Origin of the sequence: Streptomyces sp. NPDC057486 (assembly GCF_042802415.1) — a bacterium.
GTDB lineage: Bacteria > Actinomycetota > Actinomycetes > Streptomycetales > Streptomycetaceae > Streptomyces > Streptomyces yanii.
The window spans coordinates 27,967-48,341 of record NZ_JBHVEE010000026.1 but is presented as its reverse complement, the minus strand read 5'-3'; the positions used below and the strand labels follow the sequence as shown (position 1 = coordinate 48,341).

Sequence of the window (20,375 nt, the reverse complement as noted above, 5' to 3'; positions counted from 1 at the left end):
CGGCTGCCTCCCAGGTGTCTCTGACGTGCTGTGCGTTCCACCGGATTCCACCGTGACACCGGCAGAAACCCCCGGTCACCCGGGGGCTCCACCACGTTACGCCTACGACTCCTCGGGGAGTTCCCCGACCCGGTTCTCCCACTTGGTGGAGAGCACGATCGTCGTACGGGTCCGGGAGACGCCCTTCGTGCCGCTGAGCCGGCGGATGGTCCTTTCCAGGCCGTCGACATCACCGACCCGCACCTTGAGCATGAACGAGTCGTCGCCCGCGATGAACCAGCAGTCCTCGATCTCCGCGAGGTCCTTGAGCCGGCGCGCGACGTCCTCGTGGTCGGCAGCGTCGGAGAGCGAGATGCCGATCAGGGCCGTGACCCCGAGCCCGAGGGAGGCGGCGTCGACGGTGGCGCGGTACCCGGTGATGACACCGGCGGTTTCCAGCCGGTTGATGCGGTCGGTGACGCTGGGCCCGGAGAGCCCGACGAGCCGTCCCAGCTCGGCGTACGAGGCCCTGCCGTTCTCCCTCAGGGCCTGGATGAGCTGCCTGTCCACCGCGTCCATATGACTGAAACCTTCCATTGTTCAGCAGTACCGCGAGTCTACGTGTAGAATCTAAGGCATACAGAGCTCAGGCCCTGTAAATCTTTCAGATATTCCAAGAAGTGCTTTCGAATCCTCAGGAGTGACAACACCGTGTACACGATCGAGATGGCCTACGCCCGGATGCGCGAGCTGCAGGACCTGGCCAACCGCTCGCGTGCCCACCAGCCCGCCGCCGCGCACCGGATCGACAAGACCCGCACCCCGCGCGCCCCGAAGAAGCGCTGAGTCCCGCCGGGGCGAACCCGGCCTCAGTCGCGGGAGCCACCGAGCTTCCCCTCCCACCGGCGGTAGAGCTGGTGCGGCACCCCTGCCGCGTCCAGCACCCGCCCCGCGACGAAGTCCACCAGATCCTGGATGTGCGTCGCGCCCGCATAGAACGCCGGAGAGGCGGGCAGCACCACGGCGCCCGCCTCGTCCAGGGTCACCAGATGCTTCAGGGTCTGACCGTTCAGCGGAGTCTCGCGCACCGCGACGACCAGCTTCCGCCGCTCCTTGAGCGTCACGCTCGCGGCCCGCTGCAGCAGATCCTTCGAGAGCCCGAGCGCCACTCCGGCCACACAGGCCGTCGAGGCGGGAACGATCAGCATCCCCTTCGCCGGGTACGACCCCGAGGACGGCCCGGCCGCGAGATCGCCGGCCGCCCAGTGCTGTACGCCGTCGAGCTCCGCATCGCCCACCTCGAAGGTGTGCGGCTTCCCGTCCGCGCCGCGGGCCAGCCAGCTCCGCAGGTCCTCCTGCCAGCGTGCGTCGCGGAAGGCGATGCCGGTCTCGTCCAGCAGCGTCAGCCGCGAGGCCCGGCTCACCACCAGGTCGACGCTCTCGCCCGCGGCCAGCAGACCACGCAGCACGGCGGCGGCGAATGGTGTACCTGAAGCGCCTGAAACCCCGACAATCCAAGGCTGCCGCTGCTGCTGACTCACTGAAGTCCCGGATTCCACGCCCCCGAGCCTATCCGGCGCAGAAGTCGCGGAACCGAGCGAGGGGCTCCGTGCGTTCCGACAGATGAAGGACAGGCCGTCGACGGCCAAGGACAGGGGGCGGCCATGACCGGTACCCGTACAGGCACCTCCGCGCGGGCGATGACGGCCGGCGCGCTGATGCTGGGCTGGATCACACTGCTGTGGGTGCTCGAAGGCATCGACACGGCGACCGGCCAAGCGCTCGACACCTACGGCATCACTCCGCGCGAGCCGGCCGAACTCCTCGACATCGTGCCCGCCGCGTTCCTGCACAGCGGGTGGGACCATCTCGCCTCCAACACCGTCCCGCTGCTTGTCCTCGGCTTCATCGCCGCCCTCGGCGGGATACGCCGGTTCGCCGCCGTCGTCCTGACCGTGATCGTCGTCAGCGGCCTCGGCGTCTGGCTGACCGCGCCACCGCACACCGTCACGCTCGGCGCGTCCGGCGTGGTCTTCGGCCTCTTCGGCTATCTGCTGGTCCGCGGCTTCGTCGACCGGAGGCCGCTCGACATCGTGGTGGGCGTCGTGATCGCCGCGGTCTACGGCTCACTGCTGTGGGGGGTCCTGCCGACCGACTCCGGGATCAGCTGGCAGGGGCATCTGTTCGGGCTGGCCGGAGGGGTGGGCGCGGCGTTCGCGTTCCGCCGCCCACGCCGTACCACCCGCCCCGTACCCCCCGCCTTCACGGTGTGAGGCCGCGCACCAGCAGGTCCAGCAGGGCGCATGCGAACAGCGCGATCCCGATGAATCCGTTGACGGAGAAGAACGCCCGGTTCAGCCGGGACAGATCGTGCGGCCGCACCACGCGGTGCTCGTACACGAACGCCACGGCGACGATCACCATGCCGGCCCAGTAGAACAGCGCCGCATCCGTCGCCAGACCGAACCAGACCAGCAGCCCGGTCGTCACCGCATGGCAGACCCGTGCCCCCCACAGCGCGGCCGGGATCCCGAAGCGGGCCGGGACCGAGAACACACCGTGCGCGCGGTCCGCCTGGACGTCCTGGCAGGCGAAGATCAGATCGAAGCCACCGATCCAGACGCCGACCGCGAGACCGAGTATCACCGCGTCCCACGACCAGCTGCCGGTGACCGCCAGCCAGGCACCGATGGGCCCTATGGCCTGCGCGATGCCGAGGATGGCGTGCGGGTAGTGGGTGAACCGCTTGCCGTACGGATAGACGACCATCGGCACGACGGCGATCGGCGCGAGCGCCAGGCACAGCGGGTTCAGCAGCGCGGCGGCGCCGAGAAAGACGACGACCGCGACGAGCGCGCCGGTCCACGCCGACTTCACGGAGACGGCACCGGTGACCAGCTCACGGCCGGCGGTACGCGGATTACGGGCGTCGATCTCGCGGTCGATGATCCGGTTCGCGGCCATGGCGAATGTCCGCAGCCCGACCATCGCGACGGTGACGAGCAGCAGGCGCACCCAGTGGATGTTCTCGTCGAGGTGGAACATCGCGGTCAGCGAGGCGATGTAGGCGAAGGGCAGCGCGAAGACCGAGTGCTCGATCATCACGAGCCGCAAGAACGCCTTGACCCTGCCGGTCGGTTGCGCGGGCCCGGGGCCCAGCGTCGCTTCGGCCGCACTCACAGCCCGTACTCCTTCCACCGGCGGTCGACCTTCGCCGCCGTCTCCGGGTCGGACTCGACCATGTCCGGCCAGCCCCCGTCCCGGGTGTAGCCCTCCTCGGGCCACTTCTTCGTCGCGTCGATGCCCGCCTTGCCGCCCCAGAACTGCTGGTAGGAGGCGTGGTCGAGATGATCGACCGGGCCTTCGGTGACGGTGAGGTCCCGGGCGTAGTCGGTGTTGCCGAGCGCCCGCCAGGCGACCTCGTGCAGATCGTGGACGTCGCAGTCGGAGTCCACGACGACGATCAGTTTGGTCAGCGACATCATGTGCGCGCCCCAGATGGCACTCATCACCTTCTGGGCGTGCTTCGGATACTTCTTGTCGATCGAGACGATCGCACAGTTGTGGAAGCCGCCCGCCTCCGGGAGGTGGTAGTCCACGATGTCCGGCACGATGATCTTGAGCAGGGGCAGGAAGAACCGCTCGGTGGCCCGCCCCAGCGGCCCGTCCTCGGTCGGCGGCCGGCCCACCACGATCGACTGGAGCAGCGGACGCTTCCGCATGGTCACGCAGTCGATGGTCAGCGCGGGGAACGGTTCCTGCGGCGTGTAGAACCCGGTGTGGTCGCCGAACGGCCCCTCGGGAAGCATCTTCCCGGGCTCCAGCCACCCCTCGATGACGACCTCCGCCTGCGCCGGGACCTGCAACGGCACGGTCCTGCAGTCGACCATCTCGATCCGCTTGCCCTGGATGAACCCGGCGAACAGGTACTCGTCGATGTCCCCGGGCAGCGGGGCGGTGGACGCGTACGTCACCGCGGGCGGCGCCCCGAAGGCGATCGCGACGGGCAGCCGCTCCCCGCGCTTGGCGGCGACCTGGTAGTGGTTGCGGCTGTCCTTGTGGATCTGCCAGTGCATCCCGATGGTGCGCCGGTCGTGGCGCTGGAGCCGGTAGAGCCCCAGGTTCCGTACGCCGGTCTCCGGGTGCTTGGTGTGGGTGAGCCCCAGGTTGAAGAAGGAGCCGCCGTCCTCGGGCCAGGTGAAGAGTGCGGGCAGCCGGTCCAGGTCCACGTCGTCGCCGGTGAGGACGACCTCCTGCACGGGGGCGCTGTCCGACTTCACCTTCTTCGGCGGCACGTGCACCATCGAGCCGAGCTTGCCGAACGCCTCGCGCACTCCGACGAAGCCGTGCGGCAGCTCCGGCTTCAGCAGGCCGCCGATCTTGTCGCTGATATCGGCGTACGACTTCAGCCCGAGCGCCTTCAGCAGCCGCCGGTCGGTCCCGAAGACATTCATGGCCAGGGGCATCGAGGAGCCCTTGACGTTCTCGAAGAGCAGCGCGGGCCCGCCCGCCTTGTTCACCCGGTCGACGATCTCGCCGACCTCCAGGTAGGGGTCGACCTCGGCCTTGATGCGCTTGAGCTCGCCCTCGCGCTCCAGCGCCCGGAGGAGGGAACGAAGATCGTCGTAAGCCATGCGGTCCAGTATCGGCCACGGGCTACCCTGGGCCCGTCACCGGGGCGGGACAGTGCCCCGCCATCTCTCCGTGGGGGGACCCTTCCACCATGTTCCGGGCCTTGATCTATCTCCTGCCTCTGGCGCTGACGATCTACGCGTTCATCGACTGTCTGAACACCCCGGAGGACGAGGCCAAGCACCTGCCGAAGATCGCCTGGGTCTTCATCATCCTGCTCTTCTGGATCGTCGGCCCGATCGTGTGGCTGGCCGCCGGCAAGCTGCGCCAGGTGCCCGCCGGAGGCCGTACACCCTCCGAATGGCACCGCAATCACCGCCACGAGTGGGTGGCGCCGGACGACAATCCGGATTTCCTGAAGGCGCTGAAGGAAGAGAACAAGAAGGACGAGTCGCTCCTCAAGGACTGGGAGGCCGATCTGCGCCGCCGCGAGGAGGAGCTCAAGCGCCGGGAGAGCGGAGCCGGTCCCGAGGAGTCCGCTCCGCCCGCCTCGTAGCGCAAAGGCTCACGGATGCAACAGCCGGCCCGGCAGGGGCAGCCGGGCCGGCCGCTCCTGCGGGGCCGGGCGCTTCGAGGGCCGCGTGCACCACGCGGATGAGCGGCGGTCCGGGAACAGCGGCCATCCGGGGGCGCCGCCCCCGCGCACCGACCACCAGGACAGGACGCGCATGAACGACCGGACCATGCTCGCCACCGCCCTCGCGGAGGCCCGCGCCGGCCTCGCCGAGGGCGGCATCCCCATCGGCGCGGCCCTCTACGCCGCGGACGGCACGCTCCTCGGCCGGGGCCACAACCGCCGTGTGCAGGACGGAGATCCGTCCACGCACGCGGAGACCGCCGCCTTCCGCGCTGCCGGCCGGCAGCGTTCGTACCGCGGCACGACCATGGTCACCACGCTCTCGCCCTGCTGGTACTGCAGCGGCCTGGTCCGCCAGTTCGGCATCTCCCGGGTGGTCATCGGCGAGGCCGCAACCTTCCACGGCGGCCACGACTGGCTGGCCGAGCACGGCGTCCAGGTCGTGCTGCTCGACGACCCCGAATGCATCACCCTGATGCGGGAGTTCATCCGCGACCATCCCGACCTCTGGAACGAGGACATCGGTACCGAATAGCGTTCGAAAATCCTCGCCCCCCTCCAACACCAGCCCGATATCCTGAAGTTGACGGTGTGGCAGTTCGGTCAGGCGTCGGCACTGGGGGTGCTGTGGACAGAGAACTGTACGGACGCGAAGCGATCTTCGGCAACGACGGACTTGCGGCGCGTCTGACAGGTCTCACCCCCTACGGTTCCGCCAGGGCCGCGTACGAGCACCGCGACGATCCACCCGTCGTCGTGCTGACCGGCGGGCGCGGCATGGGCAAGACCGCGGTGCTCAAACAGTTACGACATGTGTACCGGGAGATCACGCCGGTCGCCCTGGCCGACTGCGAGGCCGTCACCCCGCCCGAGGATCCCGGTCCCGGCTGGACGCCCGTCATCGGTGCGCTGCCCGATCTCGTCGCCCAGTTCGCGGCCCGGGTGCGGGCCGCACCCTCGGTGCAGTTCCCGCGGCTGAGCCTCGGTCTGGTCGCGGTCGCCTCCATCTCGTGGACCCGGGAGGACGAGAGCCGGGCGCAGCGCGATCTCCAGTCGCTCGGCCCGGTGCTGGCCACCGTGCACTCCAAGGGGGAGGCGGCGACCGGCTGGGTCACCAAGGTGCTGACGAAGCTGGCCGCCACCACGCTCGACTCCATGGTCCCCATGGCCGGGCTGCTGGCGGAGGCGACCGTGGAGACGGTGCTGGAGGAGACGTTCAGCCGCATCCAGCGGCGTTCGGCCGACTGGTACGGGACCTATCCGCAGGCGGGCGGCAACGGCCGGATCGGGCTGCGGCAGCTGGCCGTGGACTTCGAGCGCGGTGGCGATCTGCGTCGCCGCGCCGAGGACCATCTGGTGCTGGCGCTGGTCGAGGACCTGGTCCGGGCTTACCGGGGTACGGCGCGGGGCACCCGCCGGGGACGCCCGGTGCTGCTGCTCGACAATGCGCACACGGTGCTGGGACGGCAGCTGGTCGAGCCGGTGCTGCGGCGGCGCGCCGCCGGGGGCCGCGATCAGATCGCCGTGTTCGCCTCGTCCCGGGTCCGGGACCACGAGGGGCTGAGCCATGCGGTGCGGCGCCGGCTGCCGGAGGTGGCGCACGGCAGCCACTGGGCACGGTCCACGGAGGTGACGTCCGGGATCCTCGCGGTGGGCCTCACCCCGCTGAATACCTCGCATGTGCAGGCGGCGTTCGATCGGTTCGACCCGGCGGGCCGCACCCCGGCCGGGCTGGCCCGCGGGGTGCACCGGCTGACGGGGGGGCGGCCGCTGGGGGTGGCGCTGTTCGCGCAGGCGGCGGGCGAGGCACGCGAACCGGCGACGTTGGTGCCGGGCGCCCTGCTCGACTGCACGGTGGAGCTGCGCGAGGACCGGCCGCCGGTGCGGGTGGCGGACGAACTGCTGAGGCAGCTGCTGCCGGGGCAGCGTCCGGACGTACTGAGTGTGCTGGCGGCCGCGCACGGCGAGGAGTCGGCGCGGCTGCTGGCCAGGACCCGGCTGCGCGGCGTCCCGATGGACGGCGACGTGGCGTTGCTCGTACGGGATCTGCTGCGGGCGGAGGACTGGCAGGTCGGCCCCGACCATTTCGTCGCCGATCCGCTGCTGCGTTCGCTGCTGCTGCACCGGCTGCGGTTCCAGGACGGCGACCATCCGCATTACGCAGTGTGGCGGGCGGTGCACGAGTCGCTGCGCGGGGCGTATGTGCCCGGCGGCAGCTTCCCGAGCGTCCCGCACCGGCTGCACCAGGAGCTGGTGCTGGGCGGGGCGGGGGCGTGCGTGACACATCTGCGGGTGCAGTTCGAGCTGGGGGACGTGGCGCGCTGGTTGGATGCGCTGCGGTTCATCGCCTCGGCGCCGTATCCGCGCCCCCCGGGCGGCGGCGGTCCCGATCCGCGGCGGGCGGTCGCCCTGGGCCGGGAGGCGGCGGGCTTGCTGCCGGACGAGGAAACGGGGCTTGCCGGGCTCGACGAGCAGGCGGCCCGGCTGCAGTTGCAGCTTCGCCGGCTGCTCCATGCGGTGTGGCTGCTCTCCGATCCGCTGGCGCTGCCGGACGACGAGGTGACCGAGAAGATGGCGTTCGAGCTGCGGCAACTGTCCGGAAGGCACCCGACGGGCAACAGCGTGCTGTGGGACGCGGCGACGCACTGGCCGCAGGACATCAGGGCGTGGCGGCCGCTGTCCATGCCGCCGGGGCCGCCGGCGCCCGTGCACGGACCAGGACGGACCCAGGGGGACGGTGGCTCGTATGCGTAATCCGTTGCGTTATCGCGTCTGGTACACGGCCCGGCAGAAGACCGTCACGACGGTGGTGACCGGGGCGCTGGTGATCACGTCCGGGTGGTACGGCATCAGCCGGCTGACCGCCCCGGAGAACCGGCAGTGCGTGCCGGGTGTGGAGCGCCCGCAGGGCAGTGACGAGTGCATCGGTGTCTCCGGCTCCGGTTACGACTTCGGGAGGGCGAAGCTGACCGAAGTCGCGGCGGCGATCGGGCGGGAGAACGCCGGGCTGAAGCCGGGCAAGTACGTGACGGTCGCGCTGCTGCTGCCGCTGACGGCGACGGACGACTCGACGAGTACGAAGATGCGGCGGGAGTTGCAGGGCGCCTTCGCCGCGCAGTACCGGGCCAATCGTCTGTCGAACGACCAGGTGCCGAAGATCCGCCTGGTGCTCGCCAATACCGGGAAGAACAACCTGTTCTGGCGCCCGGCGGTGGACCGTCTGAAGACGATGACGGGTGCCCCGGAGCGACTGCGGGCCGTCTCGGGGGTCGCCACCAGCAGTGCGGAGGTGAAGTCGGCGGTCAAGGAGTTGACCGCGGCGCACATCGCGGTCGTCGGCACCACGATCACCGCGGACGACATCGCGAACGGCCCGAAGGGCGACCCGTTCCCCGGGCTTGCCCGGGTCTCCCCCACCAACCGGGACGAGGCGCGCGCGCTGGCCCGGTTCGGCAAGGTGGAGGCCGACAGGGCGCTGCTGGTGCAGGACACCCGTACCGGCGACAACTACACCGACACACTGAGGGCCGCATTCGCCACACTGGTGAGGGGCACCCGGTACGAGCCGCAGCTGTTCACCTCGCCGAAGGACCCGACCGACGAGGGGACCACGGCCAACACGTTCCAGCAGATCACGCATCTGATCTGCGACACGGACGCGGAGACGGTGTTCTTCGCCGGGCGCCACACCCAGCTGCGGCAGTTCATCAACGCGCTCGGGGACCGCGGCTGCCAGAACCGGGCGTTCACCGTGCTCACCGGCGACGAGGGTTCGTATCTCGGCGGCGACAGGAAACTCGACCGGACTGCACTGCGCCGCAAGGTGACGGTGCGGTACGCGTCGCTCGCGCACCCGGACGCCTGGGCGGCGGGGAAGGGCGGGTCGACGGTGCGGACGGGCGGCTCCGCGGAGGACTACCGGAGCTTCCTGGAGCTGCTGGAGCTGGTCGGGAAGAAACCGGTGGGTCCGATCGGCCCGACCGGCTACGCCGATCTGACCGACGGCCAGGTGATCACCGCGCACGACGCGATGGCGACGGCCGTGCACGCCATCCGGCAGGCCACTCCGGACCGCGAACGGCTGCCGCAGCCGGCGGACGTGGGTGAACAGTGGCCGCGGGTGAAGGCGTCGCTGCGGGTGTCGGGGGCCGGCGGCTGGATCTGTCTGGACAACCACGGCAACCCGTACAACAAGGCGGTGCCGGTGGTGGAACTGGTCCCCTCCGGACAGGCGACCGTCTCCCAGCGGTTCGTGGCGATCGCCTGGCCGGAGGGGAAGCCCCCGGCTCAGAACTGCTTGCCGCCGTCCTCCGCACCGTAGCTCTCACGCAGCTCCCGCCACCGGGCCGGCGTCCACCGTGACCAGTCGGCCCGATGCCCGTCCAGGGCGTCCACCAGGTACTCGAAGTGGTTGTGCCAGCCCGCCAGACAGTCCAGCCGCAGCGCGTCGTCGCCATGGAACTCGTTACTGAAGCGCAGGAGCACGTGTTCGCCGCGCGGCGGCTCCAGGTGGAAGCGGATCCGGCCGTGCACCCCTTCGAGGGTGTATTCGGCGACGCGCTCGACGTCCCAGGCGGTGACGGTGCCGGAGGCGACCGTGGCGTTCCCCTCCGCGTCGGTATTCAGCCAGCGCAGTGTGATCGCCCCGCCGATGCGCGGTTCGAACGGGTCGGCGGCGGCGAGCCAGCCCCGCAGCCCCTCGGAACTGGCAACGGCTGCCCACACCCGTGGGACGGGGTGGGGCAGCCGGAGCGTGAACCGCATGAGGTGGCGGTCACCGTGGGTCTCGGCGGTACCACGTTCGATCACGGGGAGTGCATCGGTCATGGTTCCAGCGTGGCCCGGTGGGGCGCGTTCCGCACCCGTACGCGGGAACGGTTCAGACGCCGGCGTACGAGTGCTTGCCGGTGACGAAGATGTTCACGCCGTAGTAGTTGAAGAGCCAGCAGCCGAACGCGATCAGCGCCAGGTAGGCGGCCTTGCGGCCCTTCCAGCCTGCGGTGGCGCGGGCGTGCAGGTAGCAGGCGTACGCGACCCAGGTGATGAAGGACCAGACCTCCTTGGGGTCCCAGCCCCAGTAGCGGCCCCAGGCGTCGCCCGCCCAGATCGCGCCGGCGATGATCGTGAACGTCCAGAGCGGGAAGACGGCGGCGTTGATGCGGTACGAGAACTTGTCGAGGGTCGCCGCGGCGGGCAGCCGGGACAGCACGGACTGGGCGAAGGAGCCGGGCTCGGTGCCGTTCGCCAGCTTGTTCTCGTAGCTGTCGCGGAACAGGTAGAGCAGCGTGGCGACCGCGCCGATGTAGAAGACGGCACCGCAGATGATGGCGGTGGAGACGTGGATCCACAGCCAGTACGAGTGCAGGGCGGGCACCAGCTGGTCGCTGGAGGTGTACAGCACCGTGGTCGCGATGCCGAGATCCAGCAGGACGGTGGTGACCAGCAGCAGGCCCATCCAGCGGACGTTCTTCTTCAGCGCCATCAGGATCAGGTACGCGGCGACGGCCACCGTGGAGAAGGTGATCGAGAACTCGTACATGTTGCCCCAGGGGGCACGCTGCACGGACATCGCGCGGGCGACGACACCGCCGGCCTGGACGAGGAAGGCGACGACGGTCATGGAGACCGCGATCCGCCCGTACAGGTCGCCCTTGAACGTGCCACCGGCGGCGCCGGGGCCGTCCGGGACGTCCCGCGAGCCGGCGGCGGACCTCGTGATGATCTTCGGCCGGTCCAGTACGGCGGTGGCGCCACCCTTCTGCGCGACCTGGACCTTGATCTTTGCCGAGGAGGCGGCGGCCCCGTCCCCGGTCAGCGCTGCGGCGGTGCGGCCGACCTTGCTGCGGCTGCCGAACACCCACTCCGCAATGTGCGCGAAGAAGGCCAGGGTGTAGACGGCCATCGACGAATAGATCAGCACATTGCTGGTGTGTGCCAGATTCTCGTTGGTTGCGGCGGCGAGATTCACTTCTCAGCCCCTTCGGCAGGTTCTTCGGAAAGTGCTTCGGCAGATGCGTCGTCGGGCGCGGTGGGCGCCATGTCATGGAGTGCGACCGCGAGGTCGGCCAGCTCCTCGGGAAGCTTCGCGGACTCGCTGCGGCCCAGCCCCGCCATCTCCACGACGGTGACGCCGTCCGCTCCCCGTACGGCCCGGACCCAGACCCGGCGCCGCTGGATGAACAGCGAACCGGCCAGACCGGCGATGGCCGCGATGGCTCCGGTGAGCGCCCAGCCGCTGGCGGGCTGCTGCGAGATCTGGAAGCTGGCCCACTGCTCGATGCCTTCGAAGGTGATCGAGCCGGCGCCGTCCGGCAGCTTCATCGTCTCGCCGGGCAGCAGCCGCTGCTTCAGCTTGTCGCCCTTGCTGTCCTTGAACGCCTTCATCTTCGAGGTGTTCAGCTGGTACACGTTCTGCGGCAGTCCGGAGTCGACACCGAGGCTGCCGTGGTACCCGTTGAGGGCCAGTACCGGGAAGTCCGCGGCCGGGAACTGGGAGAACATCGTCCCCTTGCCGTTGCCCGCGAACGTCGGCACGAAGAACGCCTGGAAGCCCAGCTGGTCCCTCTTGCCGTTCCCGTCCTTGTAGCCGTCCATCACCTTGATCGCACCAGTCGAGGTGACATTCGAGTCGATCGGCAGCAGCGGCACGGCGGCCTTGTAGACCTCCTTGCCCCTGCCGTCCTTGACGGAGACGACCGGGGCGTAGCCGTGCCCGATCAGATAGACCTTGGAGCCGTCGACCACCAGCGGCTCGTTGACCTTGATGACCGCCTTCTTCGGCTTGCCGTACGCACCCTCGGCGTACGTGATGTGGGCCTCGTACTTGCGGGGCGTACCGATCTGCGGGCCCTTGCGCTCGTACGTGCCGACGAATTTGTCGAGGGTGAAGCTGAACGGGGCGAGCGAGTCGGTGTCGTACAGCGAACCGGACTTGAAGTCGTCGTACTGCGTCAGCGTGTTGGAGAAGCCGTCGCCCTGGACGATCAGCTTGCCGCCCTCGGACTTGAAGAGCTGCCCGGTGGCGAAGGCCACCAGCATGACGATCAGGGCGATGTGGAACACCAGGTTCCCGGCCTCGCGCAGATAGCCCTTCTCCGCAGCGACCGCATCGCCGTCCACGTGTGCCCGGAAACGCCGCTTGCGCATCATCGCGAGCGCGGTCTCGCGGACCTGCTCGGGTTCGGCTTCGGTGCGCCACGTCGTGTAGGCGGGCAGTCGGGTCAGCCTCTTGGGGGCGCCCGGCGGCCGGCTGCGCAGCTGGCCGCCGAACTGGCCGGTGCGCGGCACGATGCAGCCGATGAGGGAGACGAACAGCAGGATGTAGATCGCGGAGAACCACACCGAGCTGTAGACGTCGAAGAACTGGAGCTTCTCGTAGATCGGCGTGACGGTGGTGTGGGCTTCCTTGAAGGTCTGCACCTTCAGCTCGTCCACGCTGTTCTGCGGGATCAGCGAGCCGGGGATGGCCCCGAGCGAGAGCAGGAAGAGCAGGATCAGCGCGACCCGCATCGAGGTGAGCTGGCGCCAGAACCAGCGCGCCCAGCCGATGAGGCCCATGGCGGGCAGCGTGGCCAGGGCCTCTTCGCGCGGGGCAGTGGAGAGCTGCGAGCCGGCCGCGCCGAGCTCGGCCGCGTTCTCCCGCTCCTGCCGGCTCTCGCGCTCACGCTCGTTCGCGCGCTCGTCGGCCGCGTTGGTCTTGGTGTTGCTCATGGAACTCAGATCCCCACCGTGAAGCCGTCGGACCAGCCCTGCAATTCCTGCATCATGCTGCTCCACACACCGGTCAGCAGGAGCAGCCCGGTCACGATCATCATGACGCCGCCGATCCGCATGACCCATGCGTAGTGGCGCTTGACCCAGCCGAACGCGCCGAGCGCCTTGCGGAAGGCGACCGCGGCGAGCACGAAGGGCACACCGAGCCCGAGGCAGTAGGCGACGGTCAGTATCGCCCCGCGTCCGGCGGTGCCCTGGTCCATCGCGAGGATGCTCACCGAGCTGAGCGTCGGGCCGAGGCACGGGGTCCAGCCGATCCCGAAGAGGGCGCCCAGCAGCGGTGCGCCCGCCAGCCCGGTCACCGGCCTCCTGTGGATACGGAATTCGCGCTGGGTCATCCACGGCATCAGGCCCATGAAGAAGATCCCCATCAGGATCATCAGCACACCGAGGACCCTGGAGAGCGTGGTGCTGTGCTCCTGGAGCGTCTGGCCGAAGAAGCCGAAGAGCGCGCCGCCGGAGACGAACACGGCGGTGAAGCCGAGTACGAAGAGCGAGGCTCCCGCGACCATGCGCCCCCGCCTGGCCTGCGCCAGATCGGTGCCGCTGACGCCGGTGACGTACGAGAGATAGCCGGGCACGAGAGGCAGGACGCACGGCGAGAAGAACGAGACGAGCCCGCCGAGTACGGCAATGGGCAGGGCGACGAACAGTGCCCCGTTCATCACGGTCTCGTTCTGCCCCGGAAGTGCGGCAAGGGTGAGCACGGAATCACTTCTCCGCGATCAACGGGTCGATCATCTTGTGGAGCTTGACGTCGTCCAGGGCGACGAGGGTGCGGGCCGCGATCTTCCCGTCCCGGTCGATGACCACGGTCGAAGGAATGGCCTGCGGGTTCAGCGTGCCCTTGGGGAAGCGCAGGATGAGCTTCCCGATCGGGTCGAAGAAGCTCGGGTAGGTGATGCTGTTGTCCTTCTCGAAGTTCACCGCCGGGCCCTTCTCGGCGTCCCGGGTGTTGATCCCGATGAACTGGACACCCTGGCTCGCGGTCTCCTTCGACACCTTCGCGAAGTGCTTGGCCTCCAGCCGGCAGGGGCCGCACCACGAGCCCCATACGTTCAGCACGACGACCTTGCCCTTGTAGTCGGCGATGTCGAGGGGCTTGCCGTCCAGTGTCGTTCCGTCGAGCTTCGGCGCTTCCTGGCGGTCCGCCCTGGCCACGGTGGAGATTCCGCCACTGCCCGTGACGAAGTGCGAATTGCCGCCACCACCGGCCTTGTTGCCGTCGCCGCCGCAGGCGGTCAGGGTCAGCGCCAGTGCGGCGGCCGCTGCGGGGGCGGCGAGCAGGGTGAAGCGGCGTCGGGGTGCGCGGCCAGAGCTCATGTGAAAAGTTTCGCATGGCTGTATCGGGGATCTTGCGCACCCCCCTCGGTGCCCGTAAAGCCCGTTGTCAGGCCCGTTTAAAGAAGGAGTTCCAGCCACCGTCGGGCGACTGGCCGACCTCCAGCGTACGGAGCTTCGCGAGCACGGCCGGATCCTGGACGTCGAGCCAGTCGACGAACTGCCGGAAGGAGACGAGCCGCACATCCGGCTTCCCCGCGATCCTTTTGAGGGTCTCCTCGACCGCATCCATATAGATGCCGCCGTTCCACTCCTCGAAGTGGTTGCCGATGAAGAAGGGTGCGCGATTCGACCTGTACGCACGGTTGAATGCGGCGAGGTACGACTGAGTGGCCTGGGTGCGCCATTCCGGATAGCGCGACGGCATTCCCCGGGTGGTGTTCTGCGACTGGTTCGCGAGGATGTTGTAGTCCATCGACAGCACTTCGAAGGTGTGCCCGGGGAACGGCATGCCCTGCAGCGGAAGATCCCATATGCCCTGGCGCTTCGTGGGCCAGATCTGGGTGCCACCGGGCGAGCTCGCGTCGTAGCGCCAGCCCAGTCGGCGCGCGGTGGGCAGCAGATTGTTCTGGCCGAGCAGACAGGGGGTGCGGCCGCCGACGAGTTCCTTGCGGTAGTCGAAGGGCAGCGGGTCGAGATCGGTCCAGCCGGTGTTGGTGCGCCATTCGGTGACGAAGGAGACGGCCTGATCGATTTCGCTCCGCCACTGATCGGCCGTCCAGTTGGCGACCGATCCGGACCCGGCACAGAAGTGCCCGTTGAAGTGCGTGCCGATCTCATGGCCTTCGAGCCAGGCCCGACGGACGTTCTTGAGCGTCTCCCTTATGTGACCGTCGGTGAGATAGCCGATGTCGGAGGCGCCGATTTCGTTGTTCGGCGGCCGGTACCGGAATTTCTTCGACTCGGGCAGCAGATAGAGCCCGGAGAGGAAGAAGGTCATCGACGCGTCGTGCTCCTTGGCGAGTTCGAGAAAACGCGGAAACAGCCCTGTGCCGAGCTCGCCCGCCCCGTCCCAGGAAAAGATCACGAACTGCGGCGGGGTCTGTCCGGGTTCGAGCGGGACCGGCGCGGAAGGCTGGTGCGGCTGCTTTCCGGTGTCCGCGGTGGAACCGTCACCTATCTCCCTGACGCGCTTCTCCCCGCCTCCGGCTTTCCCGTCCGCCCTCGCGTCCTCCCTGCCGGGGCCTGGCCGCCCCGTTGTGGAGCGGTCCGACGAGTTGCAGCCCGCCACCCCGATTGCAGCCGCAGCCGCAAGTCCCGCTCCGAGCAAACTCCTTCGGCTGATGTCGCGCATGGCGTCCCCATCTGCGGTCGTTTCCGCTCAAGTCCATACAAACTGGCGAAGGCTTAGATGGACGAACCAACGCGACGGTTCCGCCGATTATCATAAATTTCTTTACGTGACCAGACCCCGCTCTTGACCCGACCTTGCCCCTGACCCGAACGCACCACGGGCCCCGGCCGGCACATCGGCAGGGGCCCGTGCGGGTCGAGAAGTCCCGGCTACGCGCCGAACGCCTTGGACTTCCCCTTCACCGGCTTCGCACCGGCCAGCAGGTGCGCGGGAACCAGATCGCGGGCCGGCTCGGTGTAGCCGACCGAGACGATCTTGTCACCCTGGTACGTGAAGCTGGTCAGCGAGGCCAGCGTGCACTGCCGCTTGCGCGGGTCGTGCCAGAGCCGCCGTCGCTCGACGAAGCTCCGGACGATCCAGATCGGCAGCTGGTGGCTGACGCAGACCGCCTCGTGCCCGCGGGCCGCGTCGCGCGCGGCGTCGAGGGCGCCCATCATCCGTACGACCTGCTCGATGTACGGCTCGCCCCAGGACGGGCGGAAGGGGTTGGTGAGGTGCTTCCAGTTGTCCGGCTTGCGCAGCGCACCGTCGCCGACCCCGAAGGTCTTGCCCTCGAAGACATTGGCCGCCTCGATCAGCCGCTCGTCGGTGGCCAGGTCCACGCCGTGCGACTTGGCGATCGGCGTCGCCGTCTCCTGGGCGCGCTCCAGGGGGGAGGCGACGACATGGGTGATGTCGCGCTTCTCCAGGTGCTCGGCCACCCGGTCGGCCATCTGCCGGCCGAGCTCGGAGAGGTGGTAGCCGGGGCGGCGTCCGTAGAGCACGCCCTCGGGGTTGTGCACCTCCCCGTGCCGCATCAGATGGACGACCGTGATGTCCTTGCGCGCAGTGTCTGCGGAGCTGGTACTGCTGGTCTCGCTCATTCGGTGGCCTCCGAGGCGGCGCGGGCAGCGGCGGGCAGGGCGGCGGCGATCCGCTCGACGGCCTGCGTGTCGTGGGCGGTGGAGACGAACCAGGACTCGAACGCGGACGGGGGCAGATAGACGCCCTGCGACAGCATCGAGTGGAAGAAGGCGGTGAAGCGGAAAGCTTCCTGCTTCTTGGCGTCCTCGTAGTTGCGCACCGGCTGGTCCGTGAAGAACACGGAGAACATGTTGCTCGCCGCGGACACCGTGTGCGCGACGCCCTCCTTGGTGAACGCCTCGCTCACCAGGGACCGGATCTCCGCGGAGACCGCGTCGACCTTCGCGTACGCCGCGTCGTCGAGCAGCCGCAGCTGGGCGAGACCGGCGGCGGTGGCGATCGGGTTTCCGGAGAGGGTGCCCGCCTGGTAGACGGGGCCGACCGGGGCGAGATGCGCCATCACATCGGCGCGCCCGCCGAAGGCCGCGGCCGGGAAGCCCCCGCCCATGACCTTGCCGAAGGTCATCAGGTCGGGTCGCACGCCGTCGATGCCGAACCAGCCGGCCCTCGAGGTACGGAATCCGGTCATGACCTCGTCGGAGATGTACAGCGCACCGCCCTCGGCGCAGAGCTCCTTGAGCCCGGCGTTGAAACCGTCCAGCGGCGGCACCACGCCCATGTTGCCGGGCGAGGCCTCGGTGATCACACAGGCGATCTCACCGGGGTGCGCGGCGAACGCGGCCCGCACGGCCTCCAGGTCGTTGTACGGCAGCACGATCGTGTCGCCTGCCTGCGCACCGGTGACGCCCGGAGTGTCCGGCAGACCGAAGGTCGCGACCCCGGACCCGGCGGCGGCAAGCAGCGCGTCGACGTGCCCGTGGTAGCAGCCGGCGAACTTCACGACCTTCGCCCGGCCGGTGAACCCGCGGGCCAGCCGGATCGCGGACATGGTCGCCTCGGTGCCGGAGGACACCAGCCGCACCTGCTCCACGGGCTCGATCCGGGCCACGATCTCCTCGGCGAGCGCGACCTCGCCCTCACCGGGCGTACCGAACGAGGTGCCGCGGGCGACAGCCTCCTGGACTGCGGCGATGACCTCGGGGTGGGAGTGGCCGAGGATCATCGGCCCCCACGAGCACACGAGGTCGACGTACTCACGGCCGTCGGCATCGGTGAGGTACGGACCGGTACCGGACACCATGAAGCGGGGCGTACCGCCCACGGCCCGGAAGGCACGTACGGGAGAGTTCACGCCACCGGGCGTCACGAGGGACGCGCGGTCGAAAAGCGTCTGCGAAACTGGGGCTTCGTATGAATACGGCACTTTGGTCCTGATCTGCGATTCGGAAGGTCGGGGGGCCGGGCCGGAAATCCGGCCGCCAATGAGCAGGAAGCGTGATCTCCTCGTATGACGAAAGGACGTCAGCCCTCTCTCGTCTGCAAAACTGGGGCGTCATAGGGAAAGCTCACACAAGCCATGGTGTCAGAGCCTCCGGCGGTCTTGCGGACAGGTGTTTCACACCACGCCCGTGGGGGAGGTCACTGGCACGATGATCGGGTTGCGCGGCGGGGGCTGTGTCTCCTAAGTAGTAGTCGGATGGATGAGATATGCATCGCGGTGGCGAAGTGGGCGAAGGGACCGGCGACCTGGGGCCCGAGCCTGCCCGCCGAGGCCGGCACCGGCGTGAGGCCGAGCGTCGGCAGGGCATTCAGGCCGGCAGTGCGCAGTCCGGAAGCGGGAGTGGTGGCCGGGTGGGGGTGACCTACAAATATTTCGGGGCCCCCGACGGGGCCACGGCCGCGCGGGTGCCCATTTCCATGCGCCCCGAGGAGCTCGGCGGCGACGAGCTGGGCATGGGCGGCATGTTCACCAAGATCAAACCGGAGACGGTGGCGGCCATGGTCCTCACCGGCATCCAGGGCATACCCCTGCACAGGGTCCCCCCGCTGGAACTGGTCGTTCTGCATCCGGACTACGCCGTGGTCAAACTCCCCATGACGGTCGTCGACCCGCTGCGCGGCGTCGGCGAGGAGTCGGTCGGCGCCGCGGCCTTCATCTGGTCCACGGTCCCGGACCGCGGTGGCCCGCGCGACGCGTTCAACGTCTACCAACTGCTGCACGAGTGGCAGGATTTCAGCCATCGCCTGCATGACGCGGGGCATCAGGCGTACTGCCTGGTCTGGCCCTGACCTCAGGTTTCGATGATTTCGGGCGGAGTTTCCGGACTCCGCCCTCGTGGCTGGCCGAGGGCCGGCCGAGGGACCGCAGCTCGCGTCGGCCGAGGTGCCGGGCGATGCGGTTGCGGACGGTCACCTCATGGCGGAGCGCGGTCGTCGGGCCGACGGAGTTCGCGTCGAGCCGCTTCTGCGCGTAGGCGCCGAGCGTCTGCTCCGTCCCCGCAGGGACGGCGCAGGAGCCGCGCCGGAGTTCGACATCCACCTCGGCAGCGCGATTGCCGGCCTCTGCTTCCGTGTGGCCGGCGTGTCGTGAAAGTGCTCCGGCGCCGCCGGAGGTGGCCGCAAGGCGGCGCCACACGCCTGCGAGCTGCGTCTCCTGCCGGATCCCCGGCCATCTGACACACACCCCGCGCTGCCGCACCAGCATGGCAGGCTTGACGTATTCCCATATCGGCATACGATGCTGCCATGGCACGGGCCTCGACGACAGCAGACGCGTTCAACGCGGTGGCGGAACCGCAGCGCCGGCGGATCCTCGACGTCCTGGCCGGCGGTGAACACACCGTCACCGCCCTGGTCGAGGAGCTCGGGCTGACGCAGCCGCAGGTCTCCAAGCACCTGCGCGTCCTGCGGGACGTCGGTGCCGTGGACGTCCGGGAGGACGGCCGACACCGGCTCTACCGGCTCAACGCCGAGGCGCTGAAGCCGATCCACGACTGGGTCGGGAGATACGAGCGGTTCTGGTCGGCGCGGTTCGACCGGCTGGACGCCGTCATCGAGGACCTCAAGCGACAAGAGCACCACGACGAGAGAACGGAGAACAGACCATGACCAGCAACTGCACCGCGACCCTCACCCTGCCTGCGGACGACCAGATCCTCATCACCCGGGACTTCGACGCGCCCCGCCGGCTGGTCTACCGGGCGTGGACCACGCCCGAACTGGTCAAGCGCTGGTGGTGCGGCGAGCGCGGCACCATGGACACGGTCGAGATGGACTTCCGTGTCGGCGGCAAGTGGCGGTACGTCATGACGGCCGACGGCGGATTCGAGGTCGCCTTCCACGGCGAGTACCGCGAGATCGTTCCCGAGGAGCGGATCGTCTGGACCGAGGTATTCGAGGGTGCGCCGGGAATGACCCCGGAGGAGGCGGAGAAGAACGCCGCGGTGAACACCGCCGTCTTCACCGAGAAGGACGGGCGCACGTCACTGTGGATGCTCACGGAGGTGCCCGACCGCACCATCCGCGACGCGATCATCCAGTCCGGCATGGAGACCGGCATGCAGGAGCAGATGGCGGCGCTGGAGAAGCTGGCGACCTCGCTGGCCGACTAGCGGGTGCATTGAATGCGCCGGTCACAGCCACTCGTTGCCGACCACCACGAGGACGTCCCCTGGTAGCGGACCGCCGACTTGTCGTACCTCGTGGCCACGGCCCGATGCCTCTTGAGGCGGTTGACACCGCATTCCACCGCGCGCCGCTCGCGGTGGTCGACCGGGGCGGACTTCGGCGGCCGACCACCCCGGAAGCCACGTTTCGTGCGGAGGATTTCAGCCATCTTCTGCATGACGTGGGGCATCGGGCGTCCCGCCTGGTCCGTCCCTGAGCCGGGGTTCCCGCACGTCCCGACCGCCCCGAGCCGGTCCCGACCCCACCCCGTAGCCCGGCTGTCACCCATGGGCTCTACGGTGCTCCCCT

Annotated in this window: 22 protein-coding genes; 10 read left to right on the top strand and 12 right to left on the bottom strand. The window is 69.1% G+C overall.

Going from position 1 to position 20,375, the window contains the following annotated elements; all coding sequences use genetic code 11:
- Positions 1-102 precede the first annotated feature (102 nt).
- A complete protein-coding gene (locus ACFU6I_RS15105; protein ID WP_037697429.1) occupies positions 103-558 on the bottom strand; it encodes an Lrp/AsnC family transcriptional regulator in 456 nt (151 codons plus the stop codon).
- Between the two features lie 132 nt (positions 559-690).
- On the opposite strand from ACFU6I_RS15105, the gene ACFU6I_RS15100 reads away from it, so the two are divergent.
- A complete protein-coding gene (locus ACFU6I_RS15100) occupies positions 691-825 on the top strand; it encodes a hypothetical protein (RefSeq protein ID WP_266984549.1) in 135 nt (44 codons plus the stop codon).
- A gap of 23 nt (positions 826-848) precedes the next feature.
- On the opposite strand, the gene ACFU6I_RS15095 is transcribed toward ACFU6I_RS15100, so the two are convergent.
- Positions 849-1,520, bottom strand: a complete 672-nt coding sequence (locus tag ACFU6I_RS15095; protein ID WP_345518421.1) for a UbiX family flavin prenyltransferase — start codon at positions 1,518-1,520, stop codon at positions 849-851.
- 123 nt (positions 1,521-1,643) lie between these two features.
- On the opposite strand from ACFU6I_RS15095, the gene ACFU6I_RS15090 reads away from it, so the two are divergent.
- Positions 1,644-2,252: a rhomboid family intramembrane serine protease gene (locus ACFU6I_RS15090; RefSeq protein WP_384365824.1), complete on the top strand. Its 609-nt coding sequence runs from the start codon at positions 1,644-1,646 to the stop codon at positions 2,250-2,252.
- Here the strand turns inward: ACFU6I_RS15090 and mqnP are convergent.
- Together mqnP and ACFU6I_RS15080 are read right to left on the bottom strand one after the other, a co-directional pair.
- Entirely contained in the window at positions 2,242-3,159 is a 918-nt protein-coding gene (gene mqnP, locus ACFU6I_RS15085; RefSeq protein ID WP_384365821.1) for a menaquinone biosynthesis prenyltransferase MqnP, read from the bottom strand. The genes ACFU6I_RS15090 and mqnP overlap by 11 nt on opposite strands.
- The gene (locus ACFU6I_RS15080; RefSeq protein WP_384365818.1) at positions 3,156-4,613 is read right to left on the bottom strand and encodes a menaquinone biosynthesis decarboxylase; all 1,458 of its coding nucleotides are present in this window, start codon (positions 4,611-4,613) and stop codon (positions 3,156-3,158) included. Before ACFU6I_RS15080 ends, mqnP begins: the two co-directional genes overlap by 4 nt.
- Positions 4,614-4,702: 89 nt before the next feature.
- On the opposite strand from ACFU6I_RS15080, the gene ACFU6I_RS15075 reads away from it, so the two are divergent.
- The 4 genes from ACFU6I_RS15075 (at position 4,703) to ACFU6I_RS15060 (ending at position 9,509) form a co-directional block, all read left to right on the top strand.
- On the top strand, positions 4,703-5,107 hold the full coding sequence (locus tag ACFU6I_RS15075) for a PLD nuclease N-terminal domain-containing protein (protein ID WP_266984542.1): 405 nt from the start codon (positions 4,703-4,705) through the stop codon (positions 5,105-5,107).
- Positions 5,108-5,279: 172 nt separating this feature from the next.
- Entirely contained in the window at positions 5,280-5,723 is a 444-nt protein-coding gene (locus ACFU6I_RS15070) for a nucleoside deaminase (protein ID WP_345517582.1), read from the top strand.
- A 92-nt stretch (positions 5,724-5,815) separates the two neighbouring features.
- Positions 5,816-7,942 carry a hypothetical protein gene (locus ACFU6I_RS15065; RefSeq protein ID WP_384365815.1) on the top strand — a complete coding sequence of 709 codons (2,127 nt, stop codon included), beginning with the start codon at positions 5,816-5,818 and terminating at the stop codon, positions 7,940-7,942.
- Entirely contained in the window at positions 7,935-9,509 is a 1,575-nt protein-coding gene (locus tag ACFU6I_RS15060; protein ID WP_384365812.1) for a hypothetical protein, read from the top strand. The genes ACFU6I_RS15065 and ACFU6I_RS15060 overlap by 8 nt, the downstream gene beginning before the upstream one ends.
- Here ACFU6I_RS15060 and ACFU6I_RS15055 read toward each other — a convergent pair.
- The 8 genes from ACFU6I_RS15055 to hemL all read right to left on the bottom strand — a co-directional run bounded on the left by ACFU6I_RS15055 (position 9,476) and on the right by hemL (position 17,823).
- Positions 9,476-10,015, bottom strand: coding sequence for an SRPBCC domain-containing protein (locus tag ACFU6I_RS15055; RefSeq protein WP_384365809.1), 540 nt, complete (start codon positions 10,013-10,015; stop codon positions 9,476-9,478). The two genes, ACFU6I_RS15060 and ACFU6I_RS15055, sit on opposite strands and share 34 nt — an antisense overlap.
- A 52-nt stretch (positions 10,016-10,067) precedes the next feature.
- Complete coding sequence (gene ccsB / locus ACFU6I_RS15050) at positions 10,068-11,156, bottom strand: c-type cytochrome biogenesis protein CcsB (RefSeq protein WP_384365806.1); 1,089 nt, start codon at positions 11,154-11,156, stop codon at positions 10,068-10,070.
- Positions 11,153-12,898, bottom strand: coding sequence for a cytochrome c biogenesis protein ResB (locus tag ACFU6I_RS15045; protein ID WP_384365803.1), 1,746 nt, complete (start codon positions 12,896-12,898; stop codon positions 11,153-11,155). The genes ccsB and ACFU6I_RS15045 overlap by 4 nt, the downstream gene beginning before the upstream one ends.
- A 5-nt stretch (positions 12,899-12,903) precedes the next feature.
- Positions 12,904-13,626: a cytochrome c biogenesis CcdA family protein gene (locus ACFU6I_RS15040; RefSeq protein WP_384365897.1), complete on the bottom strand. Its 723-nt coding sequence runs from the start codon at positions 13,624-13,626 to the stop codon at positions 12,904-12,906.
- A 46-nt stretch (positions 13,627-13,672) separates the two neighbouring features.
- Positions 13,673-14,284 carry a TlpA family protein disulfide reductase gene (locus ACFU6I_RS15035; RefSeq protein ID WP_384365800.1) on the bottom strand — a complete coding sequence of 204 codons (612 nt, stop codon included), beginning with the start codon at positions 14,282-14,284 and terminating at the stop codon, positions 13,673-13,675.
- A 67-nt stretch (positions 14,285-14,351) separates the two neighbouring features.
- Positions 14,352-15,596 carry a hypothetical protein gene (locus ACFU6I_RS15030; protein WP_384365797.1) on the bottom strand — a complete coding sequence of 415 codons (1,245 nt, stop codon included), beginning with the start codon at positions 15,594-15,596 and terminating at the stop codon, positions 14,352-14,354.
- A 209-nt stretch (positions 15,597-15,805) separates the two neighbouring features.
- The gene (locus ACFU6I_RS15025) at positions 15,806-16,519 is read right to left on the bottom strand and encodes a histidine phosphatase family protein (protein ID WP_384365794.1); all 714 of its coding nucleotides are present in this window, start codon (positions 16,517-16,519) and stop codon (positions 15,806-15,808) included.
- Entirely contained in the window at positions 16,516-17,823 is a 1,308-nt protein-coding gene (hemL, locus tag ACFU6I_RS15020) for a glutamate-1-semialdehyde 2,1-aminomutase (protein ID WP_384365791.1), read from the bottom strand. Before hemL ends, ACFU6I_RS15025 begins: the two co-directional genes overlap by 4 nt.
- A gap of 284 nt (positions 17,824-18,107) precedes the next feature.
- On the opposite strand from hemL, the gene ACFU6I_RS15015 reads away from it, so the two are divergent.
- The 4 genes from ACFU6I_RS15015 (at position 18,108) to ACFU6I_RS15000 (ending at position 20,011) form a co-directional block, all read left to right on the top strand.
- Complete coding sequence (locus ACFU6I_RS15015; protein WP_358858371.1) at positions 18,108-18,689, top strand: hypothetical protein; 582 nt, start codon at positions 18,108-18,110, stop codon at positions 18,687-18,689.
- Between the two features lie 127 nt (positions 18,690-18,816).
- Positions 18,817-18,990 carry a hypothetical protein gene (locus ACFU6I_RS15010; protein WP_384365788.1) on the top strand — a complete coding sequence of 58 codons (174 nt, stop codon included), beginning with the start codon at positions 18,817-18,819 and terminating at the stop codon, positions 18,988-18,990.
- A gap of 155 nt (positions 18,991-19,145) precedes the next feature.
- A complete protein-coding gene (locus ACFU6I_RS15005) occupies positions 19,146-19,508 on the top strand; it encodes a metalloregulator ArsR/SmtB family transcription factor (RefSeq protein ID WP_345517573.1) in 363 nt (120 codons plus the stop codon).
- Entirely contained in the window at positions 19,505-20,011 is a 507-nt protein-coding gene (locus tag ACFU6I_RS15000) for an SRPBCC family protein (protein WP_384365783.1), read from the top strand. Before ACFU6I_RS15005 ends, ACFU6I_RS15000 begins: the two co-directional genes overlap by 4 nt.
- Positions 20,012-20,375: the final 364 nt, after the last annotated feature.